Here is a 24889-nt window from a genome sequence, read left to right as displayed (position 1 = left end):
CAAACTAATTATGGCTCTGGCTTCGCTAACCCACGAAACTGGAGGCTAGCACCTTCGTGGGAGTCATTATGTCTATATCTAAACGGACATCACGGCCCATAAACCACTCGCGAGCATCGTCAATGGGTAAATCCACTAACAGTGGGTTATCCCCCTTAGCTAAGGCCATGACGGCTTCATGTTGCCAGCGAAACATCGGCCCAGCTTTCTTTGATACTTTAAGTGTCTCTGCCAGTTTAATGCCTATTCGACTAAAACGAAGTTCTCCTATCATGCTGACCATTGCTGTTGGGAATAACCAAACTTCTTTATCTCGAATCCATACCTGGCTGTCGTTAGGTAGGTTAAGTGCCAGTGTTTGGTATAACTCATTAGTAATTTGATCAATTAATTTATCATTTGCTTTTTCGAATGGGAATTTGCCTAAACGTTTCTTTACTTCTGGTGGTGGCACGGAAGTATTCTTCTTTAATTTAGCGACAAAAAAACCTTCACTGTCGAAAACCTGGGGATAAATGTGTAAAAAACCATGCTCTGTTATGGCTTTCTCTGCATTTTCAAAAAGATCACCAAGTGGTATGAATTCAACCGCATCTCCAAAGGTTTCTTTTACGTGTAAGCAGACATTTTGGTTTTCTTGTAAGTTAAGTGTGCAGGTTGAATATACTAATGTACCTCCGGGTTTCAAGGCATGAAATGCACTTTCGATGAGATCTTTTTGAGTCGCTGAAATATCGTTAATTGATTCTAAATCCCAGTTAGACATTGCATCAGGATCTTTACGAACCGTCCCTTCACCAGAGCAGGGTGCATCTAATAATATGGTATCGAATTGCTCTGGCAACCAGCTCCCAAATACGCGGGCATCGAAATTGGTTAGAGCGGTATTATGAACACCACAGCGCTGTATATTGGCACTGAGTACTTTTACTCGGCTGGCTGCATATTCATTCGCGACTAAAGCCCCATGATTATTCATGGCTGCCGCAATTTGTGTTGTTTTTGAGCCGGGTGCTGCAGCCATATCCAGTACAACATTCATGAATTCATTATTTTTTAATAAAGCGGTGACTGGCAACATGGAGCTGGCTTCTTGGATGTAGAATAAACCTGACAGATGCTCGGCAGTATTACCTAAAGGGACGCTTTCATCTTCTCTATTAATCCAAAATCCTTCTTTGCACCAAGGAATCGCAGATAAATGCCATTGTTTATTTATGGCTAAGCTACAGAATTCTTCAACAGTTATTTTTAAGGTATTAACACGAATACTACGCCTTAGTGGTCTTTGACATGCTTCAATGAATTCATCCATCGATAAATGGCTTGGCATAGTGGATTCCACTAACTGTAAGAATGCTTCTGGCAGCTTAACATTTGGATGCAAAAGGGTAACCTCGATAACATGAAATTTGAAGGGCGAATTTTATGCTTAAAAGATAAAAAATGCAGCTAAATAGCTGCATTTTATTACTTCAATTAATTTTGGGGGATAGCGGTTTGCCATTTTAACCATTCCTGCTGGGGTTCTTTATTGAGTAGGAATGTTGTTTTTTCTGATGCTTTCGGTTGTAGTTGACCATCTTCCGGAGTAGAAAACGATATACCACCTCTTAATATACTGTCGACGGTACCAGCTTTCACATTTGCACCAGATAAACCGATACTCACATTTACACCAGACACATCCCAAAATACAGAGTTTTTACGAATTAAATAAGCGTATTTAGGCTGAACTTGAAAGGTAGTCACGACTCTATCGGCTAGGTTACCTAGTTCGACATTCGTGACTCGACCGACTTCAAAATCGCGATAAAGGATAGGCGTACCTATTTTCAATGAGTCTTTATTCAAGCTCTGTAAATAGAAAGTAGTACCGGCAGCAATATGTGGCTGAATCCCTAATGCAAACCGAGACTGTGGTTTACCTGAGACTGATGGCTCAACTTGAATATAAGGACTTAATAACGTATCCATATTCTTAGCGCCTGTTAAGCTTATTTCTGGTGTTACCACCCAAAAGTGACTGTTCTCTTTGGCTATATTATTGATATATTCTGGAAATACTCGTGCACTAATTTCGACATTTTTATTTTCAAAATTAGGATGGACTAGGGTGACTTCTCCCACTTGCACCCCTTGGTATTTGATTGGCATGCCTTTAACCACACTCTTATTGATGGGCGTTAATAGCGTAATTTGACGTCCAAACTGACGAGCTGACTTATAATCATCATATAAAATCCAGTTAGTATTCAATTTGTTTTCGACTCCCGCTAGGTTATCAAAAGAAATCCCGCCTTTAATTAGACTTGATAAAGGTGACGCTGTCACCGAAAGGCCGTTAATACCAGCATCCACTTTAATACCAGAGTGATTCCAAAAAACCGTTTTATCGCTAAGTAGATGTTTGTAACGGTTTTCAATTCTAATATCGATCTTTACACCACCATCAACAAGGTAAAATTTAGATACTTTACCCACTTCAAGGTTTCTATATAGGATAGGGCTACCAATTGAAACTGGAGGAAGATTGGCGGCATAAAGCGTTAAACGGGTTGAACCGGATGTTTCATACTTAGCCAATTCAGCGAGTGATTTACTTGGGTATAAATGGTATTTATCCTTTATTTTGTTGTCACCAAGACTATCAAAGCTAATTGAGCCGGCAAGAAGACGTTTAATTGGCGGCATTGAAAGACTAACTCCAGAGCTACTTAAGTTTGCGTCAACACTGCCTGAAATAAAAAATCGGCTTTGAGATTTGATTAAGTATAAGTATTGAGTGTCAATTTGAGCATCGAATTGAACTTGTTCGTTTTTCAATTGCACTTTGTTAACGGTTCCAACAGCAATGCCACGATACAGTATTTGTGTACCTTCTTCTAAACCATAGGTATCGTCAGCAAAAAGAGTGATAGACCTTGTCATATTGGTTGCTCGTAATAGATCATTATTACGAATGACTTGGAAATGTCTTGTTTTAGGTCCAACTCCCGGTACTACGGAAAGAAAATTGCCGCGGATGAAATTCGATACATTTTTCATTTCAGTAAGGGACAATTTGGGTTCTTCTAATACAAATTGAGTGCCACGGTTTAATCCATCTAGAAAAGCGGGTTGAATAGCGGCTGACGCTTCCACTGATTTTTTATCTTCGGTTAAGGTAACCGCGGTAATTTGTCCTACTTCAATTCCTTTATACATAATAGGTGCATTGGCTGAAAGGTTACTGTCTTCCGGTAGCTTCATGGTAATGCGGATCCCCCGACCTGCAGTTTTTATATCGGGGTATAGTTTGTAGCTTTTATTAGGTTCAATTTTTTCACCACCTTCAGGCGAATCAACAGCAATAGCGCCCATAAGAAGGGCATTTAGGCTGTCTAATTGAACATCGATACCATTGAAGCCAATACTGGCATTTACGCCACTAACATTCCAAAAGCGACTATCAGAATTAATAATATGCGAATAGTCACGTTTAATAGAAACTTGAATTTTGACCGAGCTGGAATCGGGCGCTAATGTAAAGTTGGTGACTTCTCCAATTGGAATTTTTCGAAACATGATTTTGGAACCAACAGAAACGGAGCCTAAATCTTTAGATGTTAAGGTTAAATTAAATCCATTTTGTCCTCTTATATCGAGAGGCTCTTCTTTTAGAGCGGTATAATTTGTGGAGAAGGCCTGTTTCTTTTCGGTAAGATCGCCACTTTCTGGCTGAATGGCAATGTAATTTCCGGAAACTAAAGCATCAAGGCCTGTGATGCCGCTTAAACTTGCTTGTGGTTTTACTAACCAAAAGCGAGTGTTAGCAGAGAGTAATTTTGTCGCTTTGGGATAAATATCCGCACTAACATAAATATCTTTTAAGTTATCAGATAACGTGATTTTTTTGACAATACCCACTTCTAAGCCTTGATAGCGTATTGTTGTGCGTCCTTCAATTAACCCTTGAGCGTTAGAAAAATGAATTTTTACTCGTTGCCCCATGTCGGTATACGTTTTATATCCGAGCCAGCCCGCAAGGCATAATGCAATGATAGGAAGTATCCACAAAGGGGAAATTCTGCGGTCTTTTTTTATTTTTATGTCATTGTTTGGCTGAGAATCATTTTTCATAACTGGGTTCATTTTTATTGTTGGTTGTAGGGGGATTATCCCAAATGAGTCGGGTGTCAAAACTTTCAGCTGCAAGCATGGTAAATACAACCACGCCAGCAAACGCTAGAGCCGCAGGTCCTGGTGAAAAGTCAAGAATTTGGTCTCGATCAACCAGTGCGATGGTAATTGAAATTACGAATAAATCTAAAATTGACCATTTCCCAATCCATTTTACAAATAGATATAGCTTCATTTTTTGGTAGTGATCATTTAATGATTTGAATTTAATACAAACTAAAATGTAAACCAAGCCGATTACTTTTGCTATAGGAACTAAGATACTGGCAACAAAAATAATAATAGCAATCTCATACATGTTACCTTTTACCAGTGAAACAACACCAGAGAAAATCGTGTCTTCATAACGCTTGCCGTTACTGAATATGACGGATATTTCGAGAAAGTTCGCAGGAATCAAAAAAATGGATGCACAGATTAAATACGCCCATGTTTTTTGGATTGAAAGAGGTTTTCTTGTTGGTATGCGATGTCCACAACGTTGGCATGTTTGAGTTTTAGGTTGAGACAAATGGCAGTGGCTACAGTGAACATCGACATCGGAGAAATAAAAATTTTCAGCCTTCATCCAAGCTTGCCAATACCGACGAACACTGACTCTAGATATTAAGACAATCGCTAATGTTTGCGATAAAACAATACAGACTAAACCCATTTTTGGGGTAATGGTTGAATATTCTTGAAGCTTAAAGAAAGCGACCGCGATACTAAGTAGAAATACATCTAGCATGAGCCAATGTTTTAGTTTTTGATAAACAGATAAAGACCATTTAAATACAGAAAAGTGTTGTTTTTTTAGGGCCCAGTGAGCTGTGATAATGGAAGTGAAGACGAGTAAAGGAACAACAACACTACAAAAAAAGACAAGCATGCCAAGTAAAATAAACCCTTCGTTTATTAAGGCATACGATCCAGTCATCAGATCGGCGGAAAAGTTAACGTTAATTAGCCTAATCGTAACAAATGGAAGAAATAAAGTAGGAATGAAGAAAAATAAACCGCTGATAGCCAAAATGAAATTTCGGCTCAAGCGTGTTTCTTTACTGCGATAGAGCAGAGTATCGCAACGTGGGCAGTGGGCATTATTACCGGTAGGTAAATGACCGGTCGAAATTTTCAAATCACACCCCGGGCAAATAACCGTGAGTTGTTCAGGATGAAATAATGTGGCTGTCAATGAGTCATTGATAGTATCAGGAGTGTCTTGACTCTTCTCAGTTTGCGCGCACATATACCATCCTTATGATTAAATTGTTGTAGTAACAGAAGAGGCTGAATTTCCGTATAACGTTTGATAAAGCCCTTTTTGTTGAACCAATTCACCATGTGTTCCAGTTTGAATAACTTGTCCATCTTCTAATACGTAGATTAAATCAGCTTGTTGAACGGCAGAAAGACGGTGAGCGACAATTAAGGTGGTTCTTCCGGTCAAAAATCGATCCATTGCTTTATGAAGTTTTGACTCTGTTGCTGTGTCTAACGCAGATGTGGCTTCATCCAAAATGACAAATTTAGGATCAGATAATAGCATTCTAGCGATAGATAACCGTTGTCTTTGTCCACCGGATAACCGAACACCTTGTCGACCGACTTGAGTATCTAAGCCTTCTGATAACTGGCTGATAACATCATCAAGCTGAGCAATCTTAAGGACATTCCACAGTTCATCATCAGTATGTTGACCACCAAGTGTTAGATTTTGTCTTAAGGTGTCATTAAATAAAATAGGTTGTTGCAGTACAACCGATGTTTTCTCTCGAAGCAGCTCAAAGCCAATATCATCCGTATTAATATTATTAAATAGGATTTGCCCTGATTGAGGTCTATACATGCCTATCAATAATTGAATTAATGTGGATTTTCCTCCACCACTTGCGCCAACTAAGGCCACTTTTTTTCCTGCTGGCAGGGTTAAGTTTAAATCATTTAAGACTAAAGACTCATCATTGTAGGCGAAATTTAAATTCTTTACTTTAATATCAACAGCTTGATCCTTCTTAAAAGGAGAGTTCTGACAAGGTGAACGGTATTCTTCATCCATGACTAATAAATTATTAATACGCTGTAATGCCGCTTTAGCGCTATAGAATGAGAATTGTACACCCAATAGTTCTTGCACAGGTCCCAGCATAAACCATAGATAACCAAATACAGCGAAAATTTGCCCGATGGTGAGATCGCTAAACAATACCATTAGCATTGCTACGGCCCGAAATAATTCAAACCCCAATAGGAATAAAAGGAAAGAAAGCCTGCCAGCCGCTTCCGATTGCCAAGCAAATTTATCGGCATCATATCTAATATCATTGGCTTGTTGTTTTAATGACTCTAAATATATTCGTTCTTTATTCGCCGCGCGTAATTGATAAATGCCATCGAGAACTTCGATTAATTTATTTTGAAAACGCTCAAAAGACTGATTCTCTTTTTGTTTTAGATGTTTAACTTTGCTGCCTAATTTACGAGAGAAATAAATGACAAGAGGATTAACGAGTAAAATGAACAGACCAAGTCGCCACTCCAACCAAAGTAAAACAATTGCGGTACCTAAAACGGTTAGAAAGCTAATAATAAATTTACTGAGTGTAGTGCCGATGAACTTATCGATTGTTTCAATATCAGTGATAATATGTGAATTTATCCCACCACTTCCTTGTGTTTCATATTGCTGAATGCTGATTAAGCCGAGCTTATCAATCATTCGGCACCGGATCTTGTAAGTGATTGTTTTTGAAACAAGAGTAAATTGTCGGCTTTGTAAAATATTAAGGATCTGGCTAACCGCACGCATTAGTACAATTAATAAAAATGCTAAAGCAATGTAACCTGTAGGTGTTTGTAATGCTTCGGGTAGTATATGATTCATTGAATCGATGCCACTAGCAGGCTTGTTGAGCAATACTTCATCAACCATTAAAGGCATCATTAAAGGGATTGGAACACTGACAAATGTAGCGATAATAGCCACGATATTCGCGAAGATAAGTTTGCCTTTATGCTCTTTTATTTGAGAAATAAACCAGCTTTTATTGATAGTTTGAGAGTGATTGTTATCCATTGGCGATAATGATTCCTATTTGCAGAGCTTAGTATTGTACGTAAATTGAAAAAAGATGGAAGAAACACATGAGTTTAAAGATGTATCAGAGAATCACAGCCCAAGTGAATGCGTTAATTGAATCAGAACCTGACTTGATTGCTAACTTAGCGAATATTAGTGCTTTATTGAAATTAGAACTAGAAGACATTAATTGGGTTGGTTTTTATCTGTTGAAAAATGACGAATTAGTTTTAGGGCCATTTCAAGGTAATCCTGCTTGTGTTCGCATACCGGTTGGACGGGGAGTTTGTGGTACGGCAATATCAGAAAATAGGGTGCAACGTATTGAAGATGTGCATCAATTTGAAGGGCATATTGCCTGTGACGCGCAGAGTAATTCTGAATTGGTTATCCCTTTTTCAGTCAATAATCAACTCGTTGGTGTGATTGATATTGATAGCCCAACTATTGGACGATTCTCTGAAGTTGATGAAAAAGGGATGGTGGAATTGATGAAACAAGTTGAATTAGTGCTTCAAACACACATTTAGCGGTGTTATTTTACATGAGTTGGTGGTTTTTCCTTTCCATCTCACTATAATGGCCTGAATTATTTATATGAACACCCGTGCGTAAATGTGACGCACCAACCAGGAACCCTCATGGAAAACACTGAAAAGTTAAAGAACAGCAAAGAAGTCATTGCCTATATTGCTGAACGTTTCCCACAATGCTTTACTTTAGAAGGCGAAGCAAAGCCTTTAAAAATTGGTATCTTTCAAGATCTTGCTGAGCGTCTAACAGACGATGAAAAAGTCAGTAAAACCCAATTACGTGCAGCTTTACGTCAATATACGTCATCTTGGCGTTATCTTCATGGAGTGAAACTTGGTGCCACCCGTGTTGACCTTGATGGTAACCCATCTGGTGAATTAGAAGCTGAACATGTTGAACATGCTCAAGCAACATTGGCTGAAAGTAAGGCCCGTGTTCAAGCTCGTCGTAAAGAACAAGCTGATAAAAATCGTGAAGAACGAGCGGCTAAGGCAAAAGCAAAAGCGACGCCAAAAGCCCCTCGTAAGCCAAAAGCAGAAGCTAAAAAACCTGCAGCAAAAGTTGCGCAGATTGAAACTCGTGAGTTGAAATCTGATGAGATTCTCATTGGTAAAGATATCAATGTGAATATGGGCCAAGGCAATATGGCTGCAACGATTGTTGAAATTAATAAGGACGACGTACGTGTCCGCCTTGCAAACGGCTTACAAATGGTCGTAAAAGCGGAGCATTTACGCGTATAACAGGGATATTCCTACGCATGAATTGCCGATTTAAAGTATCATTACTTGCTGCTAGCTTAACGCTAGCGGCACATTCAGTTTTTGCAGCACAAGCGACGATCAGTGAGTCTCAAATACCGACTCTTACTCCGGAAGCTCAGCATGCAATAGCCAGCCAGCGTGTTGCTAATCGTTTTACACGATCTCATTATAAGCACTTTAATTTAGACGATGCCTTTTCTAAAGGTATTTTTGACCGTTATCTAGAATCTCTGGATTACAATAAAAATATTTTTACCCAAAGTGACATTGATAAGTTTAAACCTTTCGAGACTGAAATAGATGACCAGTTGAAATCTGGTGATACTAAGGCTGCGTTTGATATGTTTAACCTTTCAATGAAGCGTCGATACGAACGTTTTTCGTATGCGTTGACTTTACTTGATCATGAAATTAAGTTCGATGCAGATGAAAGCATGGAATTAGATCGCTCGAAATCGGCTTGGCCTAAAAATATTTCAGAAGTCGATGAGCTGTGGCGTCAACGTGTCAAATATGATGCACTAAATCTTAAATTGACAGGCAAGAAGTGGCCCGAAATTAAAGAGTTGCTGACTAAGCGCTACAACAATGCCATTAAACGTATTACTCAAGCGCATAGTGAAGATGCATTTCAAATTTATATGAATGCTTTTGCTCGTCAAATAGATCCTCATACTAGTTATTTATCGCCAAGATCAGCTGATGAATTCCAAGCCGAAATGAGCTTATCGCTTGAAGGCATTGGGGCAGTACTGCAATCAGAAGATGATTATACGATTATTCGCTCTTTAGTAACGGGTGGACCTGCGGCGACATCCAAAGAATTGACTGAAGGCGATAAAATTATTGGTGTTGGTCAAGATGGTAAGAAAATAGTTGATATCATCGGTATGCGACTAGATGATGTCGTGCAATTGATTAAGGGACCTAAAGGGACCAAGGTTAACTTGCAAATATTACCGGCGGGTAAAAATGCAAAAAGTCACGTTGTCACAATTGTGCGTGATAAAATTCGTTTAGAAGACCGAGCCGTTAAGTCTAAAGTCATCGAAAAAGAAGGCAAAAAAATTGGTGTACTTGAAGTGCCTAGTTTTTATGTAGGACTTTCAAAAGATACCGCAAAACTATTAGCAGAATTTAATAAAGATAATGTTGATGGTGTGGTGGTGGACTTACGAAACAATGGTGGCGGTGCATTAACCGAAGCGATAGGATTATCGGGATTGTTTATTAAACAAGGTCCAGTCGTTCAAGTTCGTGATAGTTATGATCGTGTTAATGTTGATAGTGATACTGACGGTATTGAAAATTATTCAGGTCCATTAACGGTATTGATTAATCGATACAGCGCTTCTGCTTCTGAAATTTATGCTGCGGCAATGCAAGATTATGATCGTGCAATTATTTTGGGTGAAAATTCATACGGTAAAGGTTCTGTGCAGCAACATCGTTCATTAACCCATATCTATGATACTTTTGATCAAGAGCTCGGTTATGTTCAGTACACGATCCAAAAATTCTATCGAATTAGTGGTGGTAGTACCCAAATGAAAGGCGTCTCTCCTGATATAGCTTTCCCATCGGCGATTGCGGCTGAAGATACAGGAGAAAGTGTAGAAGATAATGCATTGCCTTGGGACCAAATTCCTGCCGCAAAATATCAACAAGTCGAATCTGATTCGAAACATCAAGATCAGATCATTCAGCTTGCTAAAGAGCATGTTAATCGTATTGCGAATGATGTCGAGTTCAAGTTTATTGATCAAGATATTAAGAGATATCAACTTGAAAAAGATGATACGACTATTTCGCTCAATGAAAAACATAGAGAGTTAGAAGCAGATAAAGCGGATCAAGAAGCATTAAATCGCATCAATAAACGACAAAAATTAGCTAAAAAGCCGGTATTTAAAGCTTTAGATGATGTACCTAAAGATTATGAAGCACCGGATGCTTATTTAGATGAAGCGGTCTCAATTACGGCTGATTTATCTAAAATTTAGTATTAATTGTATGTTTATAAAATAAAATGAGGCCATTGAGCCTCATTTTTTATTGAAGAACAGCCTAAAACTGCTAAGCACTTGCCATTTCATTTTGCGGCTCACCTCACATAGAACTATGCTTTAGTTTATATAAAAACAGTTTATATAAGTAAGTTATGGATCTAGGGGAGGCGTAATGAAGAGTTTAGTCATGTTATTAAGCTGCTTAACGCTAGGAGCTTCTGCATTTGAAACACCTAAGAAATATGATATGCAATTGTTTGATCTTCCTTTTCTTATTGGACAATGGAAAGTAATTAACCCTTCACCAGAGACGATTCCTGATGATTTTTTGTCGATCAGTTTAAGCCTTGAATCTAACTATTTATTTGATATTCGTATTGAACGTAAAGATCGAACGATTGATTCTTGGCAGGGTGAATACAAGGCAGATAGACAAGATATTATTCTAGGCATTAACTCGGAAACACCTCAGCATTACACTTATGATGTGAATGCTAATCAACTGTATTTGAATGGTGTGGCTTTTCAAAAAGTGCAGCCTCAGTACTTATCTGGATTTTGGAAAAGCACGGAAGTGAAAGGACAAGATGTAGTATCCAGTCTTGTTTCTAATATCGATTTAACCTTATACCCGAATTTCTATTTCTCAATACAGTCTTATAACGCCAAAGGACGGCATAAATATAGAGATGGAATTTATTATATAGAGGATAATTTTATTTACTTTGTATATAACGATGGAGAGCAGAGTTCACAATATATTATCGATTCAAATCGTTTGGTTTTATCGAGTAGTGAGACGGACATGCATATCACTTTTCAGAGAAGCAGACTGAAATAGTGTGTGATTCTTAGGCATTTATTTTAATTTTGTACGGTATAGTAGGATTTTCATAGTCAGGTAATGGGAAATTCTGGTTGTATGTGTAAGAATAAATTTTATTTTCAGCCTTGTTTAAAATGTTAACCTCGAAGAGGCAGGGTTTTAAACAAGTTTGAGTGAAAGTAACGAGTTTATTAACTTTTCAACGTCAATAGCTCGTTCGAATGATGATTAAAAAGGATTGATAATGAGTCAGCAGCTGCAAGCTAAGTACCGCAAAGATTACACCTCACCAGAATTTATGATTACTGATATTGATTTAACCTTTGATCTTTTAGATGAAGATACAAAGATAACAGCCATATCAAAAGTAGTTAAACAAGGAACGAATTCAACATTAAGTTTAGATGGCGAGCACATGGAATTATTAAGTGTTCATATTAATGAAGAGCAATGGTCTGAATATGAAGTAACGCCATCACATTTATACATTCATGGCCTGCCTGAACAATTTGAATTACAGATTGTAACTAAGGTTAATCCTTCAAAAAATACGGCATTGGAAGGTTTATATAAATCAGGTGGTGCATTTTGTACGCAATGTGAGGCGGAAGGATTTCGACGTATTACTTACTTTTTAGATCGTCCAGATGTATTGGCTAAATACACAACAACGGTTATTGCGGATAAAGCAGAGAATCCTTATTTGTTAAGTAATGGTAATCGTATTGATAGTGGTGAATTAGAAGGGGGCCGCCATTGGGTAAAATGGATGGACCCACATCCAAAACCTTCTTATTTATTTGCCGTTGTCGCAGGGCAATTTGATGTGCTAAGAGATCAATTTGTGACTAAGTCTGGCCGAACAGTTGATCTTGAGATTTTTGTTGATCAAGGTAACTTGGATCGTGCTCCTCATGCAATGTCCTCGTTAATTAATGCAATGACATGGGATGAAGAGCGTTTTGGTTTTGAATATGATCTTGATATTTATATGGTTGTTGCCGTAGATTTTTTCAATATGGGAGCAATGGAGAACAAAGGTCTTAATATCTTTAACTCAAAATACGTTTTAGCAAATGACCAAACGGCGACTGATACCGATTATCTTGGTATTGAAGCGGTAATTGGGCATGAGTATTTTCATAATTGGACTGGAAATAGAATCACTTGCCGTGATTGGTTTCAATTAAGTTTAAAAGAAGGTTTAACGGTATTTAGAGATCAAGAGTTTTCATCGGATCTTGGTTCACGAGCTGTTAACCGGATTAATAATGTTCGTATTATTCGTGGTCCTCAGTTTTCAGAAGATGCTAGCCCAATGTCACATCCAATTCGACCAGAAAAAGTAATAGAAATGAATAATTTCTATACCTTAACGGTTTATGAAAAGGGCAGCGAAGTTATCCGCATGATCCATACGCTATTAGGTGAAGAAAATTTCCAAAAAGGTATGCAACTGTATGTTGAGCGTCATGATGGAACGGCCGCGACATGTGATGATTTTGTTGTGGCGATGGAAGATGCATCTGAAGTCGATTTAACGCAATTCCGTTTATGGTATAGCCAGTCTGGTACACCATTAGTTAAAGCTAAAACAGAATATAATCAAAGTGATAATACCTTTATTCTTGAATTAGAACAGACAACTGAGCCAACGTTAGATCAACCTGAAAAACAAGCCCTTCATATACCAATGAATGTAGAATTGTATTCTAAAAGTGGCAGCGTACTCCCATTGATTATTGACGGTGAAAGTATTGATAGCGTATTAGATTTTAAACAAGAATCTCAACGTTTTATTTTTGAAAATATCAATGAAGAGCCTGTTATTTCTTTATTAAGAGAGTTTTCTGCGCCGGTCAAACTCGAATACGATTATTCTGATTCTGATTTAATGTTCCTAATGGTGAATGCAAAAAATGAATTTGCACGTTGGGATGCAGGGCAGAATCTTATTGCTAAATACCTTCGTCGTAACATCACTTTATACCAAGCGAATCAAGATTTCGTCTTACCGGAAAATGTATTGGATGCTTTTAAAGGCATTCTACTCAGCGAGGTACTTGAACCTGCTTTTATTGCTGAGATGCTGACATTACCAAGCCAAAATGAAGTTGCTGGATGGTTTAAACCTGTTGATGTAGATGCTATCGCAGAAGCTTTAGGTTTTATGAAAAAAACGATTGCGGCAGAATTGTCGGATGAATTGACGGCGATGTACCATACATTAAAACAAGAAAATTATTCGGTTGATCATCCCTCTATTGGTCAGCGATCATTGCGTAATATCTGTCTATCTTATCTTGCAACGACTGAGAATGGTGACGCTTTGGTTGTCTCTCAATATCAATCAGCGACGAATATGACAGATACCATTGCCGCAATGAATTCAGCAAATCAAGCTCAACTTTCTTGCCGTGAAAAACTGATGAGTACATTTAGTGAAAAATGGACTCATGATGGTTTGGTTATGGATAAATGGTTTATGCTACAAGGTACGAATCCGGCAAAAGATGTTCTTTCTGTGATTAAAGAAACGATGTCTCACTCTGCATTTAGTTTAAAAAATCCGAATAGAACCCGCAGTTTGATTGGCGCGTTCTTTAATCAGAATCCAGTTAATTTCCATTCAATAGATGGTTCAGGGTATCAGTTTGCCAGTGAAATTCTGGTTACTTTAAACGAGAGTAATCCTCAAATTGCTTCACGGATGATTGATCCTCTTTTAAAGTATCGTCAATTTGATGAGACTAGACAAAACTTAATACGAACAGAATTAGAAAAGCTTTCTAAACTGGATAATTTAGCGAAAGATCTTTATGAAAAAATTGCGAAAGCACTCGAAGCATAAGTCTAAACGTAGAAAATTATGAATAAGAATAAAACAGCCTTCGGGCTGTTTTTTTATACGTCATTTTTAAATTCAATGATTTAATCCAAAAAATGACGTACAAAAAAACACTTAACAATCAATTAATCAGCTAATTGATTGGTCATATTTTATTAATACAGTCGTTTCATTCTTACATTTATTCTTTTGAAGTACTTCCAATAAGTACCTGAGTCACATATTCGACTTTTATCCTGTTTATCAAACGGAAAGGATTTAACTTTCTATCAATACTACTCTTACAATATGTATACTTTATAACGTGACTCGAGCAGGTGCTCTTGTCGATTATCTATGTACCCATTTTGTGGAGTGTAAAGATGCCATCTAGTGAAAAAGTGGTTCCTGTTTTACTTGAAAAAGTATATCAATTAATCCAGGAAAAGTTAGAACCAAAAACCAAACCCTTAGTCAGTAAGTTAGCAGAACATCTATACAGTAATATTTCGCAGGATGATCTTTTTCAAAGGAATGAATCGGATCTATATGGTGCTGTTGTGAGTTTATGGCAGCATATTTTAGAAAAAGACTCGGATATGATTTCAGTCCGAGTCTTTAACCCCACGTTAAGCCGTCAAGGTTGGCAATCTACTCATACAATTGTCGAAGTTGTTGTGCCAGATTCTGCATTTTTAGTTGATTCAATCAAAATGGCATTATCGAGATTAGACTTAACGAGTCACTTCATGGCTAATGCTCCAACTTTAGTGGAAAGAAAAGAAAAAGAAATTGTCGGTATCGGTGTTTGTCAAACTAGTTGTCGCGATCACTACGTTATGCACTCTCAGCCTTGACACTATTTTGTTCAGGGTTTAAGTACACTTCTTTTGGTAAATCCCAATTACGGATATTACCGCTCCAGCGCTCAGGGTGAGCATCTTTAGCACCTTGATAAACTTCTTTTCTATTAGCCAATATGTCACCCGCTAATCCTGAATGCCTTTGATGTGGGCTGACGTATTTGATGCCACTATGTTTGTGGTTAAAATTATACCAGTGGCTAAATTTCAACACCCAACTACGCGCCTCATCAATTGTTGAAAACCCTTTATACGGATAGTCAGGGCGATATTTACACGTTTTAAATATCGACTCAGCATAAGCATTATCATTGCTCACCCTAGGACGATTAAAAGACGACACGACACCTAAACTATAAAGTGTTTCAAGCATTGATGAGCCTTTCATTGGGCTTCCATTATCCGAATGCAGTACCAGAGGATTATCTTTAACTCCTTCTTTTAAATGAGCTTTCTTAATTAATATTGATGCATTTTCTGCTGATTCGTCATCATGAATTTCCCATCCAACAATCTTTCGACTAAATATATCGAGTATCAAATATAAATAAAAATGCAGCCCTTTAGCGGGGCCTGGTAACCAAGTAATATCCCAACACCACACTTGGTTTGGCCCTGTAGCACAGTGTGTCGTCGGTACTTTTCTCTCTTTTATCTGACTACGTCCGCGAGCGTTTTGCTGTTTTTCTTCATGAAGAACACGATAATATGTTGATTCAGAAGCAAGATAAATACCCTCATCTGCTAATGTAGGGACGATTTGGCTTGGTGGTAAGCTCTTAAAATCATCGCTATTAACGATGGCTAATATGTTATCTCTCTCTGCTTTTGATAGCTTATTTTTTGGCTCAGGGCGCTGAGATATTGGTCTACCATCTGTTTTTATGTTCCCGTCAACAGTCCAACGTTGATACGTCCGGACACTGATCCCAAGTTCACGGCAAGCTTTAAACTTTGGCGCACCAGAACTCACAGCTTCATTAACTAGTTTAACTGCTTGAATGCGAGCTGAGTCGAGGATCATTCGTCCTCGGCTTCCCCCCAGATCGCATTTGCTTTTTTTCTTAACACCAATAGTGCTGCGGTTTCAGCGAGTGCCTTATCTTTTCGACGTAGCTCCTTTTCTAATTGATTGATCTGTTTTTTATCTTTCTTTGTTTCGGTGGAGAAGGCTTTTTCTTGCTCTTTAACGTTAGCGTTTGCATCTATACACGCATTTCGCCAAGCCGATACTTGTTCCACATAAAGACCTTTGCCTCGACAATATTCCGCTAACTCAGCTTGATTTAAAGAGGCTGTTTCCAACACGACTGAGAATTTATTTGCTGATGACCACTGCTCAGCATTCTTTCCATCACCTGGCACTAAATGCCCCTTATCAATTGCTTGTTTTCGCCAATTATACAAGGTTGATTCACCAATCCCCATCTCGATTGATAATTGGGCTATTGCTATATTATTTGGAGGCATCATCTTCTGAAGAGCCGACTCTTTGCTTTGCGCTGAATAATGTTTCATTGTTACTCCACGCCCTCTGTTTAATGGTTGAATATTAAGCGCGACAACTAGTCTGACAGAGAGGGGTATCAATACTGGCAGAGGTGACATGCAATCGTTATTTCATATTGAGATTGATCGTATTAATGATAAAGATCGGATGGCTGAGCTCAAACAAGAACTATTAAGCGTTCTTAAAGATACGCGCTTAGTAGTTGAGGATTGGCAACCGATGACCGATAAACTACATTCGGTTATTGCTGATACAGAAAAAAATATTAAAAATATTCCTGTTGAACCTGAAAGGTTAGAAGAAGATTTAGCATTTTTAAAATGGCTAGGTGAACATAACTTCACTTTCATGGGGTATAGAGAATTTGATTTAAAAGCAAGAGCTGGTGATCTTGAGCTGAAACCTGCTGCAGATTCCAAACCATTAGGTTTATTGACTCAGTCGAACAGAGTAAGGTCATATAAATTATCAGAATTGGTTGAATCGGCTCGTATTGAAGCTCAAAAGCCAGAACTATTCGTATTGACGAAAGGCAGCACAGCATCAACGATTCATCGTCCAGCTCACACCGATTATGTCGGCATTAAAAAATTTGATACGAAAGGTAATGTCATTGGTGAACACCGATTCATTGGTTTATACACCTCAGCAGTTTACAACCAAAGCGTTCAAAGTATTCCACTGATCCGTGACAAAGTGATGCGTATTCTTAATGCCAGTGGCTACTTAAAAGGTTCTTATTCTTGGAAGGCTTTACATAATATTTTAGAAAACTATCCAAGAGATGAATTACTTCAAGCCAAAGAAACGGAATTACTTGAAGTAGGGATGGGAGTCGTGCAAATGCAAGATCGCGATCTTCTGCGTTTATTTGTTCGTAAAGACCCATTTGGCCGTTTTCTAAGTTGCATGGTCTATGTGACCAAAGAACGTTACAACACAGAGCTTCGGTTTAAGACCCAACAAATTCTAAAACGTTACTTTAATAGTGATCAAGAGGTTGAATTTACAACTTATTTCTCTGAAAGCCCATTAGCCAGAACACATTACATTGTTCGAGTGGATAATAATAATCAAGAAATTAATGTTAAATCGATAGAGAGAAATCTAATGGAAGCATCTTCATCTTGGGATGACCGATTAACTCAAGCCATTATGAGCAGCTTTGGTGAAAACAAAGGAACAACCTTAGCGAAAGCTTATAAAAATGCTTTCCCGCGTTCTTATAAAGAAGATACTTTAGCCGGTGGAACAGCGGTTGCTGATATTGAACTGCTTGAATCTTTAAATGATGATAATAAATTAGGCATGTTATTTTATCGTCCACAAGAGGAAAGAGCAGATTCCAAAGCGGTAAGATTAAAACTTTATCATCGTGATGAACCGATTCATCTTTCGGATGTTATGCCAATGCTTGAAAATCTTGGTTTAAGAGTGATCGGTGAGTCGCCTTATGAGATCCAAAAATCGGATGGAACGGTTTATTGGATCCTTGATTTCTCCATGTTGCATCGTGGCAATCAGAAAGTGGATCTTCGAGAAGCTCGTGATCGTTTCCAGCAAGCATTTGCGGCAATATGGTCTGGGAATTTAGAAAGTGATGGTTTTAACCGATTGATTCTATCGGCTGGATTAGGGGGGAGAGAGGTCACGATTCTTCGAAGTTATGCGCGTTATATGCGTCAAGTTGGTTTTCCATTTAGTCAGCAATACATTGAAGATACGTTGTCTAATCATCCAGAATTAGCTCAAATTTTAGTGAGCCTATTTGTGAAACGCTTTGATCCAAGTGTAAAAGCCAGAGAAAAAGCGGAAGATAAACTGGTCAAATCGATCAAAGAAAAGTTAGAAAAAGTAGAAAGCTTGGATGATGACCGAATTATTCGACGCTATATGGAAATGATCCGGGCGACTATCCGGACTAACTTCTATCAAACTGACGTAGAAGGTAATGCGAAACCTTGGTTAGCCTTGAAGCTTCAGCCAAGAAATATCCCCGAGATCCCTGCACCTGTTCCGGAGTTTGAAATTTTTGTTTATGCGCCCGATATTGAAGGTGTTCATTTACGAGCCGGTAAAGTTGCTCGTGGTGGATTACGTTGGTCGGACCGTCAAGAAGATTTCCGTACTGAAATATTAGGTTTGGTTAAAGCTCAACAAGTAAAAAACACCGTGATTGTTCCTGTTGGAGCGAAAGGTGGTTTTGTTTGTAAGCGTCAACAGAATTTCACGACCCGTGATGAAATTTTTGCAGAAGGACAACGCTGTTATCAACGATTTATCCGAGCATTGCTAGATGTATCCGATAATATTATTGAAGGCAAAGTGGTTCCACCTAAAAATGTGGTTCGTCATGATGTTGATGATGCTTATTTAGTGGTGGCGGCTGACAAAGGAACGGCAACGTTCTCGGATTTGGCGAACTCAGTCTCTGCAGAATATAATTTCTGGTTAGGGGATGCATTTGCTTCTGGTGGCTCAAATGGTTATGACCATAAAGCCATGGGTATCACAGCAAAAGGTGGCTGGGAGTCGGTAAAACGCCATTTCCGAGAAATGGGAATTAATACACAAACCACTGATTTTACTTGTATTGCTATTGGTGATATGGCGGGGGATGTTTTTGGTAATGGTATGCTGTTATCTAAACATATTCGTCTTCAAGCCGCATTTAATCACATGAATATTTTCATTGATCCAAATCCAGATTCTGCGGTTAGTTGGAAAGAAAGAGAACGCTTATTTAAATTACCAAGATCAAGTTGGGAAGATTACGATCAAAGTTTAATCTCGCAAGGAGGTGGGATCTTCTCAAGACGATCAAAGTCGATCACTTTAACGCCAGAAATACAGAAAATGCTTTCAACTCAAAAACAATCTGTAACACCAACAGAGTTGATGAAAATGATATTGACCATGCAAGTTGACTTGCTATGGAATGGTGGTATCGGTACTTACATTAAGTCTTCTTCTGAAAATAATACCGATGTTGGTGATAGAGCGAACGACAGCCTGCGTATTAATGGATCTGAATTAAAAGCTAAGGTAGTGGGTGAAGGTGGTAACCTTGGAATGACTCAGCTGGGCCGTATTGAATATGCTTTAACTGGCGGACGAGTGAATACCGACTTTGTTGATAACGTGGGAGGCGTAGATTGTTCTGATAATGAAGTTAACATAAAGATCTTTCTTAATACGCTTGTTGCTAACGGTGATCTTACGCTCAAGCAACGTAATGAAATACTCAATAGTATGGAAGATGAAGTTGGCGAGATTGTATTAGAAGATGCTTATTGCCAATCTGAATCTATTTCGGTTAGCGAGCATCAAGGTACGGCGCAAGTGAAGGAGCAAATTCGATTTATCCACACTTTAGAAAAGTTAGGTAAATTGGATCGTAGTTTAGAATACATTCCTGATGATGAAACCTTACTTGAACGAGAGAAGAAAGGGGAAGGTTTAACTCGTCCAGAGCTGTCAGTATTGATCGCTTACGCTAAAATGGTGTTAAAAGAACAACTGGCATGTGATGAAATTGCTAACGATCCCTTTAATGCTAAGTTACTCGTTCAATATTTCCCAGAAAGGTTACGCTGTAACTATTCTGAATTTATGATTCAACATCCACTTCGCCAAGAAATCATAGCAACTTCTCTTGCTAATCAAATGGTTAATGAGATGGGGTGTAATTTCGTAACGAGATTACAAGATGAAACAGGGGCAAGCGTTATTGATATTACCAATGCCTATGTGGCATCTCGTGTGATCTTTGATGCTGAGAAAATGTTTAATGATATTCGAAGTTTGGATAACATTGCGACGGCTAGTGTTCAATATGAGCTTTTAATGTCTGTTCGTCGAATATTACGTCGTTCAACTCGTTGGTTATTACGCAATCGTATGATGAAGTTGAATGTTAATGAGATCATTACTCATTATCTTGAAGATGTTCAGGTCATTCAAAATGGTATGGATGTTTTCTTAGTTAAAAACGAAGTTAAAGAGCACAACCAACAGGCGAATGATTGGATTAAGCAAGGTGTTACCGAAGAACTTGCGAAAAAAGTATCCCGATTAACCAGCTTATATTCGACATTGGATATTTCTTCCGTAGCGGCTGAGTGTGGGGTTGATATTGATAAAACAGCTAAGATGTACTTTACACTTGGAGATCGCCTGTCATTGCATTGGTTCTTGAACCAAATAAACAATCAACCGATTGATAATCACTGGCAAGCGCTTGCAAGAGCGACATTCCGTGAAGATCTTGATTGGCAGCAACGGCAATTAACTTTACAAGTGCTATCTTGTGCATGCCAAGATAATAAAAACTGGTCAGTAGAAGGTAGTTTAGAGCTGTGGATGGATACCAACAAGATCTCGCTTGAACGCTGGGAAAGCATACTTAATGAGTTTAAAGTTGGTTCTGCCCATGAGTTTGCGAAATTTTCAGTTGCATTAAGAGAGCTTGTTTTGTTGAATCTAAATTGTGCTGCAAATCAGTAGTTAACTAAAATAGCCGCCTCGGATTGCGGCTAGTATAATTCCTGATAGAAAGGTATACTTTGCCCCAATTTTTGGGGCTTTTTTGATCTAATTTTGGGAGGAAGTATGCTTTATCGTCTAGCTAGAACAGGCTTATTTAAATTCAGTGCAGAGACCGCACATGAATTAGCTATTAAGAATTTAAAAAGGCTTAATGGCACACCACTTGACTTTTTCTTCCGCCAAAATCTACCCACTCGTTCTGTTGAAGTGATGGGGTTAACCTTTAAAAATCCTGTTGGACTTGCTGCCGGTATGGATAAAAATGGAGAATGTATTGATGCATTTGGAGCAATGGGGTTTGGTTTTTTAGAAATTGGTACTGTGACACCACGTCCTCAACCAGGTAATGATAAGCCGCGTTGTTTCCGAATTGTTGAGGCGGAAGGCATCATCAATCGTATGGGATTTAATAATGATGGTGTTGATCAACTGATTGAAAATGTAAAACAATCTACTTTTGATGGCATCCTTGGGATTAACATAGGTAAAAATAAAGATACCCCAATAGAAAAGGGTACTGAAGATTATTTAATTTGTATGGAAAAAGTGTATCCATACGCGGGTTATATTGCAGCCAATATTTCGTCACCGAACACTCCGGGACTTAGAACACTTCAATATGGTGAAGCATTAGATGAATTACTTTCTGCTTTGAAAGATAAGCAAACAGAACTCGCTGAGCAATATGGGAAATATGTTCCATTGGCTTTAAAAATTGCACCGGATCTTAGTGATGACGAAATTATTCAAATTTGTCATTCACTGAAGAAATACGAAATTGATGGTGTTATTGCAACCAATACAACGTTAGACCGTTCTTTAGTTGATGGAATGAAAAATGCCAATGAAATGGGGGGTCTCAGTGGTCGTCCCGTGCAGTCTAAAAGTACTGAAGTGATTCGTCAGTTGTATAAAGAACTTGGTGATGACATTCCGATCATAGGAGTTGGCGGTATTGATTCTTATGTCTCAGCAAAAGAAAAAATGATGGCAGGGGCAAAACTAGTCCAAGTTTATTCTGGATTTATTTATCATGGTCCTGGTTTGGTTAAAGAAATCGTAAAAAATATATAAAAAACAGATCGAGTTAACAATTTCAGCCTGAAAAAGAGGAAAAAGTTTTCCTCTTTTTTTTTATCTATTCGTTTGTACAATCAAGGTACATCTAATCGATAGAAGGAAGCGAAGTGATTTTTTCGCTTTAATTTTAAGAGGCTGAACCCATGCTTAAACCGAGTGATACATGGAAATGGTATTACGATGAAACCAACAAGTCCCTTATGCTGGATCTTGGGCTGGACATGGTTTTTAGCGTAAATTTACCTGAAAAATTATTAATCAATAGTGCATTTCAAGAGAATCAATTTTCTGTAGATGATGCATCTAGTTACCATAAATTCAAACAACAAGTTGATAGTCTCCCTCTATCTGAGCCACGTAAAGCTGAGCTTTCACTTAATAGTGTTGCAGCAAGACGTTTTCACAAGCCGGTACAGCCAAAGAGTTGGTTCTTTTCGTGTCAAGGCGGTGATTTTACACCTAGAGAAGGTGAGATTGTGCATTTGAGAAACTGCTTCTCTGAAGGGCACTTCATGGTGGTTGAAGTTGGTGAGAGTGCGAGTATTTGTGTTTCTGTCTCTTTACGTGATTTCAGTTTAACAGAATCCAAGTCGTTGAAATTTGGCGAGCCGATTAAAGTCATGCATGACCGCTTTGCTAAAGCTAATATTCATACCACTATTGAAACTTATGCCATGGTGGGTTAATAGCCTATACATCAGCATAAAGATAAAAGTTCGTTCCTTGTTGTTCTTTCCGTCGGCCTTGTTGCCGACATTTTTTTGTCTTCAATATAACCCGATAACGGTGTTTGTCAAACTAGTTGTCGCGATCACTACGTTATGCACTCTCAGCCTTGACACTATTTTGTTCAGGGTTTAAGTACACTTCTTTTGGTAAATCCCAATTACGGATATTACCGCTCCAGCGCTCAGGGTGAGCATCTTTAGCACCTTGATAAACTTCTTTTCTATTAGCCAATATGTCACCCGCTAATCCTGAATGCCTTTGATGTGGGCTGACGTATTTGATGCCACTATGTTTGTGGTTAAAATTATACCAGTGGCTAAATTTCAACACCCAACTACGCGCCTCATCAATTGTTGAAAACCCTTTATACGGATAGTCAGGGCGATATTTACACGTTTTAAATATCGACTCAGCATAAGCATTATCATTGCTCACCCTAGGACGATTAAAAGACGACACGACACCTAAACTATAAAGTGTTTCAAGCATTGATGAGCCTTTCATTGGGCTTCCATTATCCGAATGCAGTACCAGAGGATTATCTTTAACTCCTTCTTTTAAATGAGCTTTCTTAATTAATATTGATGCATTTTCTGCTGATTCGTCATCATGAATTTCCCATCCAACAATCTTTCGACTAAATATATCGAGTATCAAATATAAATAAAAATGCAGCCCTTTAGCGGGGCCTGGTAACCAAGTAATATCCCAACACCACACTTGGTTTGGCCCTGTAGCACAGTGTGTCGTCGGTACTTTTCTCTCTTTTATCTGACTACGTCCGCGAGCGTTTTGCTGTTTTTCTTCATGAAGAACACGATAATATGTTGATTCAGAAGCAAGATAAATACCCTCATCTGCTAATGTAGGGACGATTTGGCTTGGTGGTAAGCTCTTAAAATCATCGCTATTAACGATGGCTAATATGTTATCTCTCTCTGCTTTTGATAGCTTATTTTTTGGCTCAGGGCGCTGAGATATTGGTCTACCATCTGTTTTTATGTTCCCGTCAACAGTCCAACGTTGATACGTCCGGACACTGATCCCAAGTTCACGGCAAGCTTTAAACTTTGGCGCACCAGAACTCACAGCTTCATTAACTAGTTTAACTGCTTGAATGCGAGCTGAGTCGAGGATCATTCGTCCTCGGCTTCCCCCCAGATCGCATTTGCTTTTTTTCTTAACACCAATAGTGCTGCGGTTTCAGCGAGTGCCTTATCTTTTCGACGTAGCTCCTTTTCTAATTGATTGATCTGTTTTTTATCTTTCTTTGTTTCGGTGGAGAAGGCTTTTTCTTGCTCTTTAACGTTAGCGTTTGCATCTATACACGCATTTCGCCAAGCCGATACTTGTTCCACATAAAGACCTTTGCCTCGACAATATTCCGCTAACTCAGCTTGATTTAAAGAGGCTGTTTCCAACACGACTGAGAATTTATTTGCTGATGACCACTGCTCAGCATTCTTTCCATCACCTGGCACTAAATGCCCCTTATCAATTGCTTGTTTTCGCCAATTATACAAGGTTGATTCACCAATCCCCATCTCGATTGATAATTGGGCTATTGCTATATTATTTGGAGGCATCATCTTCTGAAGAGCCGACTCTTTGCTTTGCGCTGAATAATGTTTCATTGTTACTCCACGCCCTCTGTTTAATGGTTGAATATTAAGCGCGACAACTAGTCTGACAGAGAGGGATAACGTTAATTCCTTCCTTTAATACTTCTGCTTTTTTCTTTCTATTTAAAGCTAATAGGGCAGTTCCCGTAAGTGCCTAAAAATAGAATGTGAAAATAAGTCATAAAATAATCATTTATTAATTAAAAAATAACCTCATTTCATTAGCATTTTTTCCTTATATAGACCTTATAATTCCTCTTTTCTCGCCATCTTGTAATAAATTTACACTGTAAAGATTCTCATGGTATAGTCCAGATTTCGATGGGCGCAAGTG

At 38.4% G+C, this 24889-nt stretch carries 12 protein-coding genes and 3 pseudogenes; 9 read left to right on the top strand and 6 right to left on the bottom strand.

Going from position 1 to position 24889, the window contains the following annotated elements; translation table 11 throughout:
- Positions 1–76 precede the first annotated feature (76 nt).
- The 4 genes and pseudogenes from rsmF to VCASEI_RS06875 form a co-directional block, all read right to left on the bottom strand.
- Positions 77–1387: pseudogene (gene rsmF, locus VCASEI_RS06890) on the bottom strand (16S rRNA (cytosine(1407)-C(5))-methyltransferase RsmF); the annotation flags it as partial.
- 92 nt (positions 1388–1479) lie between these two features.
- A complete protein-coding gene (locus VCASEI_RS06885; RefSeq protein WP_086958461.1) occupies positions 1480–4122 on the bottom strand; it encodes an MlaD family protein in 2643 nt (880 codons plus the stop codon).
- Positions 4112–5413: a paraquat-inducible protein A gene (locus VCASEI_RS06880; RefSeq protein ID WP_086958460.1), complete on the bottom strand. Its 1302-nt coding sequence runs from the start codon at positions 5411–5413 to the stop codon at positions 4112–4114. The genes VCASEI_RS06885 and VCASEI_RS06880 overlap by 11 nt, the downstream gene beginning before the upstream one ends.
- 15 nt (positions 5414–5428) lie before the next feature.
- Entirely contained in the window at positions 5429–7240 is a 1812-nt protein-coding gene (locus VCASEI_RS06875; protein WP_089110751.1) for an ABC transporter ATP-binding protein, read from the bottom strand.
- A gap of 68 nt (positions 7241–7308) precedes the next feature.
- Here VCASEI_RS06875 and VCASEI_RS06870 point away from each other — a divergent pair, with 68 nt between their 5' ends.
- The 6 genes and pseudogenes from VCASEI_RS06870 to VCASEI_RS06845 all read left to right on the top strand — a co-directional run.
- On the top strand, positions 7309–7773 hold the full coding sequence (locus VCASEI_RS06870; RefSeq protein ID WP_086958457.1) for a GAF domain-containing protein: 465 nt from the start codon (positions 7309–7311) through the stop codon (positions 7771–7773).
- Positions 7774–7884: 111 nt separating this feature from the next.
- Complete coding sequence (gene proQ / locus VCASEI_RS06865) at positions 7885–8520, top strand: RNA chaperone ProQ (RefSeq protein WP_086958455.1); 636 nt, start codon at positions 7885–7887, stop codon at positions 8518–8520.
- 17 nt (positions 8521–8537) lie between these two features.
- Complete coding sequence (gene prc, locus VCASEI_RS06860; protein WP_089110750.1) at positions 8538–10544, top strand: carboxy terminal-processing peptidase; 2007 nt, start codon at positions 8538–8540, stop codon at positions 10542–10544.
- 178 nt (positions 10545–10722) lie between these two features.
- Positions 10723–11391, top strand: a complete 669-nt coding sequence (locus VCASEI_RS06855) for a hypothetical protein (protein WP_089110749.1) — start codon at positions 10723–10725, stop codon at positions 11389–11391.
- Positions 11392–11620: 229 nt separating this feature from the next.
- Positions 11621–14227 (top strand): aminopeptidase N, encoded by a 2607-nt coding sequence (gene pepN / locus VCASEI_RS06850; protein WP_086958450.1) that lies wholly within the window; start codon positions 11621–11623, stop codon positions 14225–14227.
- 359 nt (positions 14228–14586) lie between these two features.
- Positions 14587–15006, top strand: a pseudogene (locus VCASEI_RS06845) (hypothetical protein); the annotation flags it as partial.
- A gap of 34 nt (positions 15007–15040) precedes the next feature.
- On the opposite strand, the gene VCASEI_RS06840 reads toward VCASEI_RS06845, so the two are convergent.
- Positions 15041–16584, bottom strand: a protein-coding gene (locus tag VCASEI_RS06840) for an IS3 family transposase (RefSeq protein WP_110957763.1) whose coding sequence is annotated in 2 segments (ribosomal slippage) — positions 15041–16119 and positions 16119–16584 — 1545 coding nt in all. Because the reading frame shifts where the segments join, the coding sequence is not laid out codon by codon here.
- 82 nt (positions 16585–16666) lie between these two features.
- On the opposite strand from VCASEI_RS06840, the pseudogene VCASEI_RS06835 reads away from it, so the two are divergent.
- The 3 genes and pseudogenes from VCASEI_RS06835 to VCASEI_RS06825 all read left to right on the top strand — a co-directional run.
- Positions 16667–21082: pseudogene (locus tag VCASEI_RS06835) on the top strand (NAD-glutamate dehydrogenase); the annotation flags it as partial.
- 105 nt (positions 21083–21187) lie between these two features.
- Entirely contained in the window at positions 21188–22198 is a 1011-nt protein-coding gene (pyrD, locus tag VCASEI_RS06830; protein ID WP_086958447.1) for a quinone-dependent dihydroorotate dehydrogenase, read from the top strand.
- A 149-nt stretch (positions 22199–22347) separates the two neighbouring features.
- Complete coding sequence (locus tag VCASEI_RS06825) at positions 22348–22890, top strand: cell division protein ZapC (RefSeq protein ID WP_086958446.1); 543 nt, start codon at positions 22348–22350, stop codon at positions 22888–22890.
- Positions 22891–23023: 133 nt separating this feature from the next.
- Here VCASEI_RS06825 and VCASEI_RS06820 read toward each other — a convergent pair.
- Positions 23024–24567, bottom strand: a protein-coding gene (locus VCASEI_RS06820) for an IS3 family transposase (RefSeq protein ID WP_110957763.1) whose coding sequence is annotated in 2 segments (ribosomal slippage) — positions 23024–24102 and positions 24102–24567 — 1545 coding nt in all. Because the reading frame shifts where the segments join, the coding sequence is not laid out codon by codon here.
- Positions 24568–24889: the final 322 nt, after the last annotated feature.

Source organism: Vibrio casei (assembly GCF_002218025.2).
Lineage (GTDB): Bacteria > Pseudomonadota > Gammaproteobacteria > Enterobacterales > Vibrionaceae > Vibrio > Vibrio casei.
Note: the sequence above shows the minus strand (reverse complement) of the source record. Positions and strands in the feature narration are given on the sequence as shown.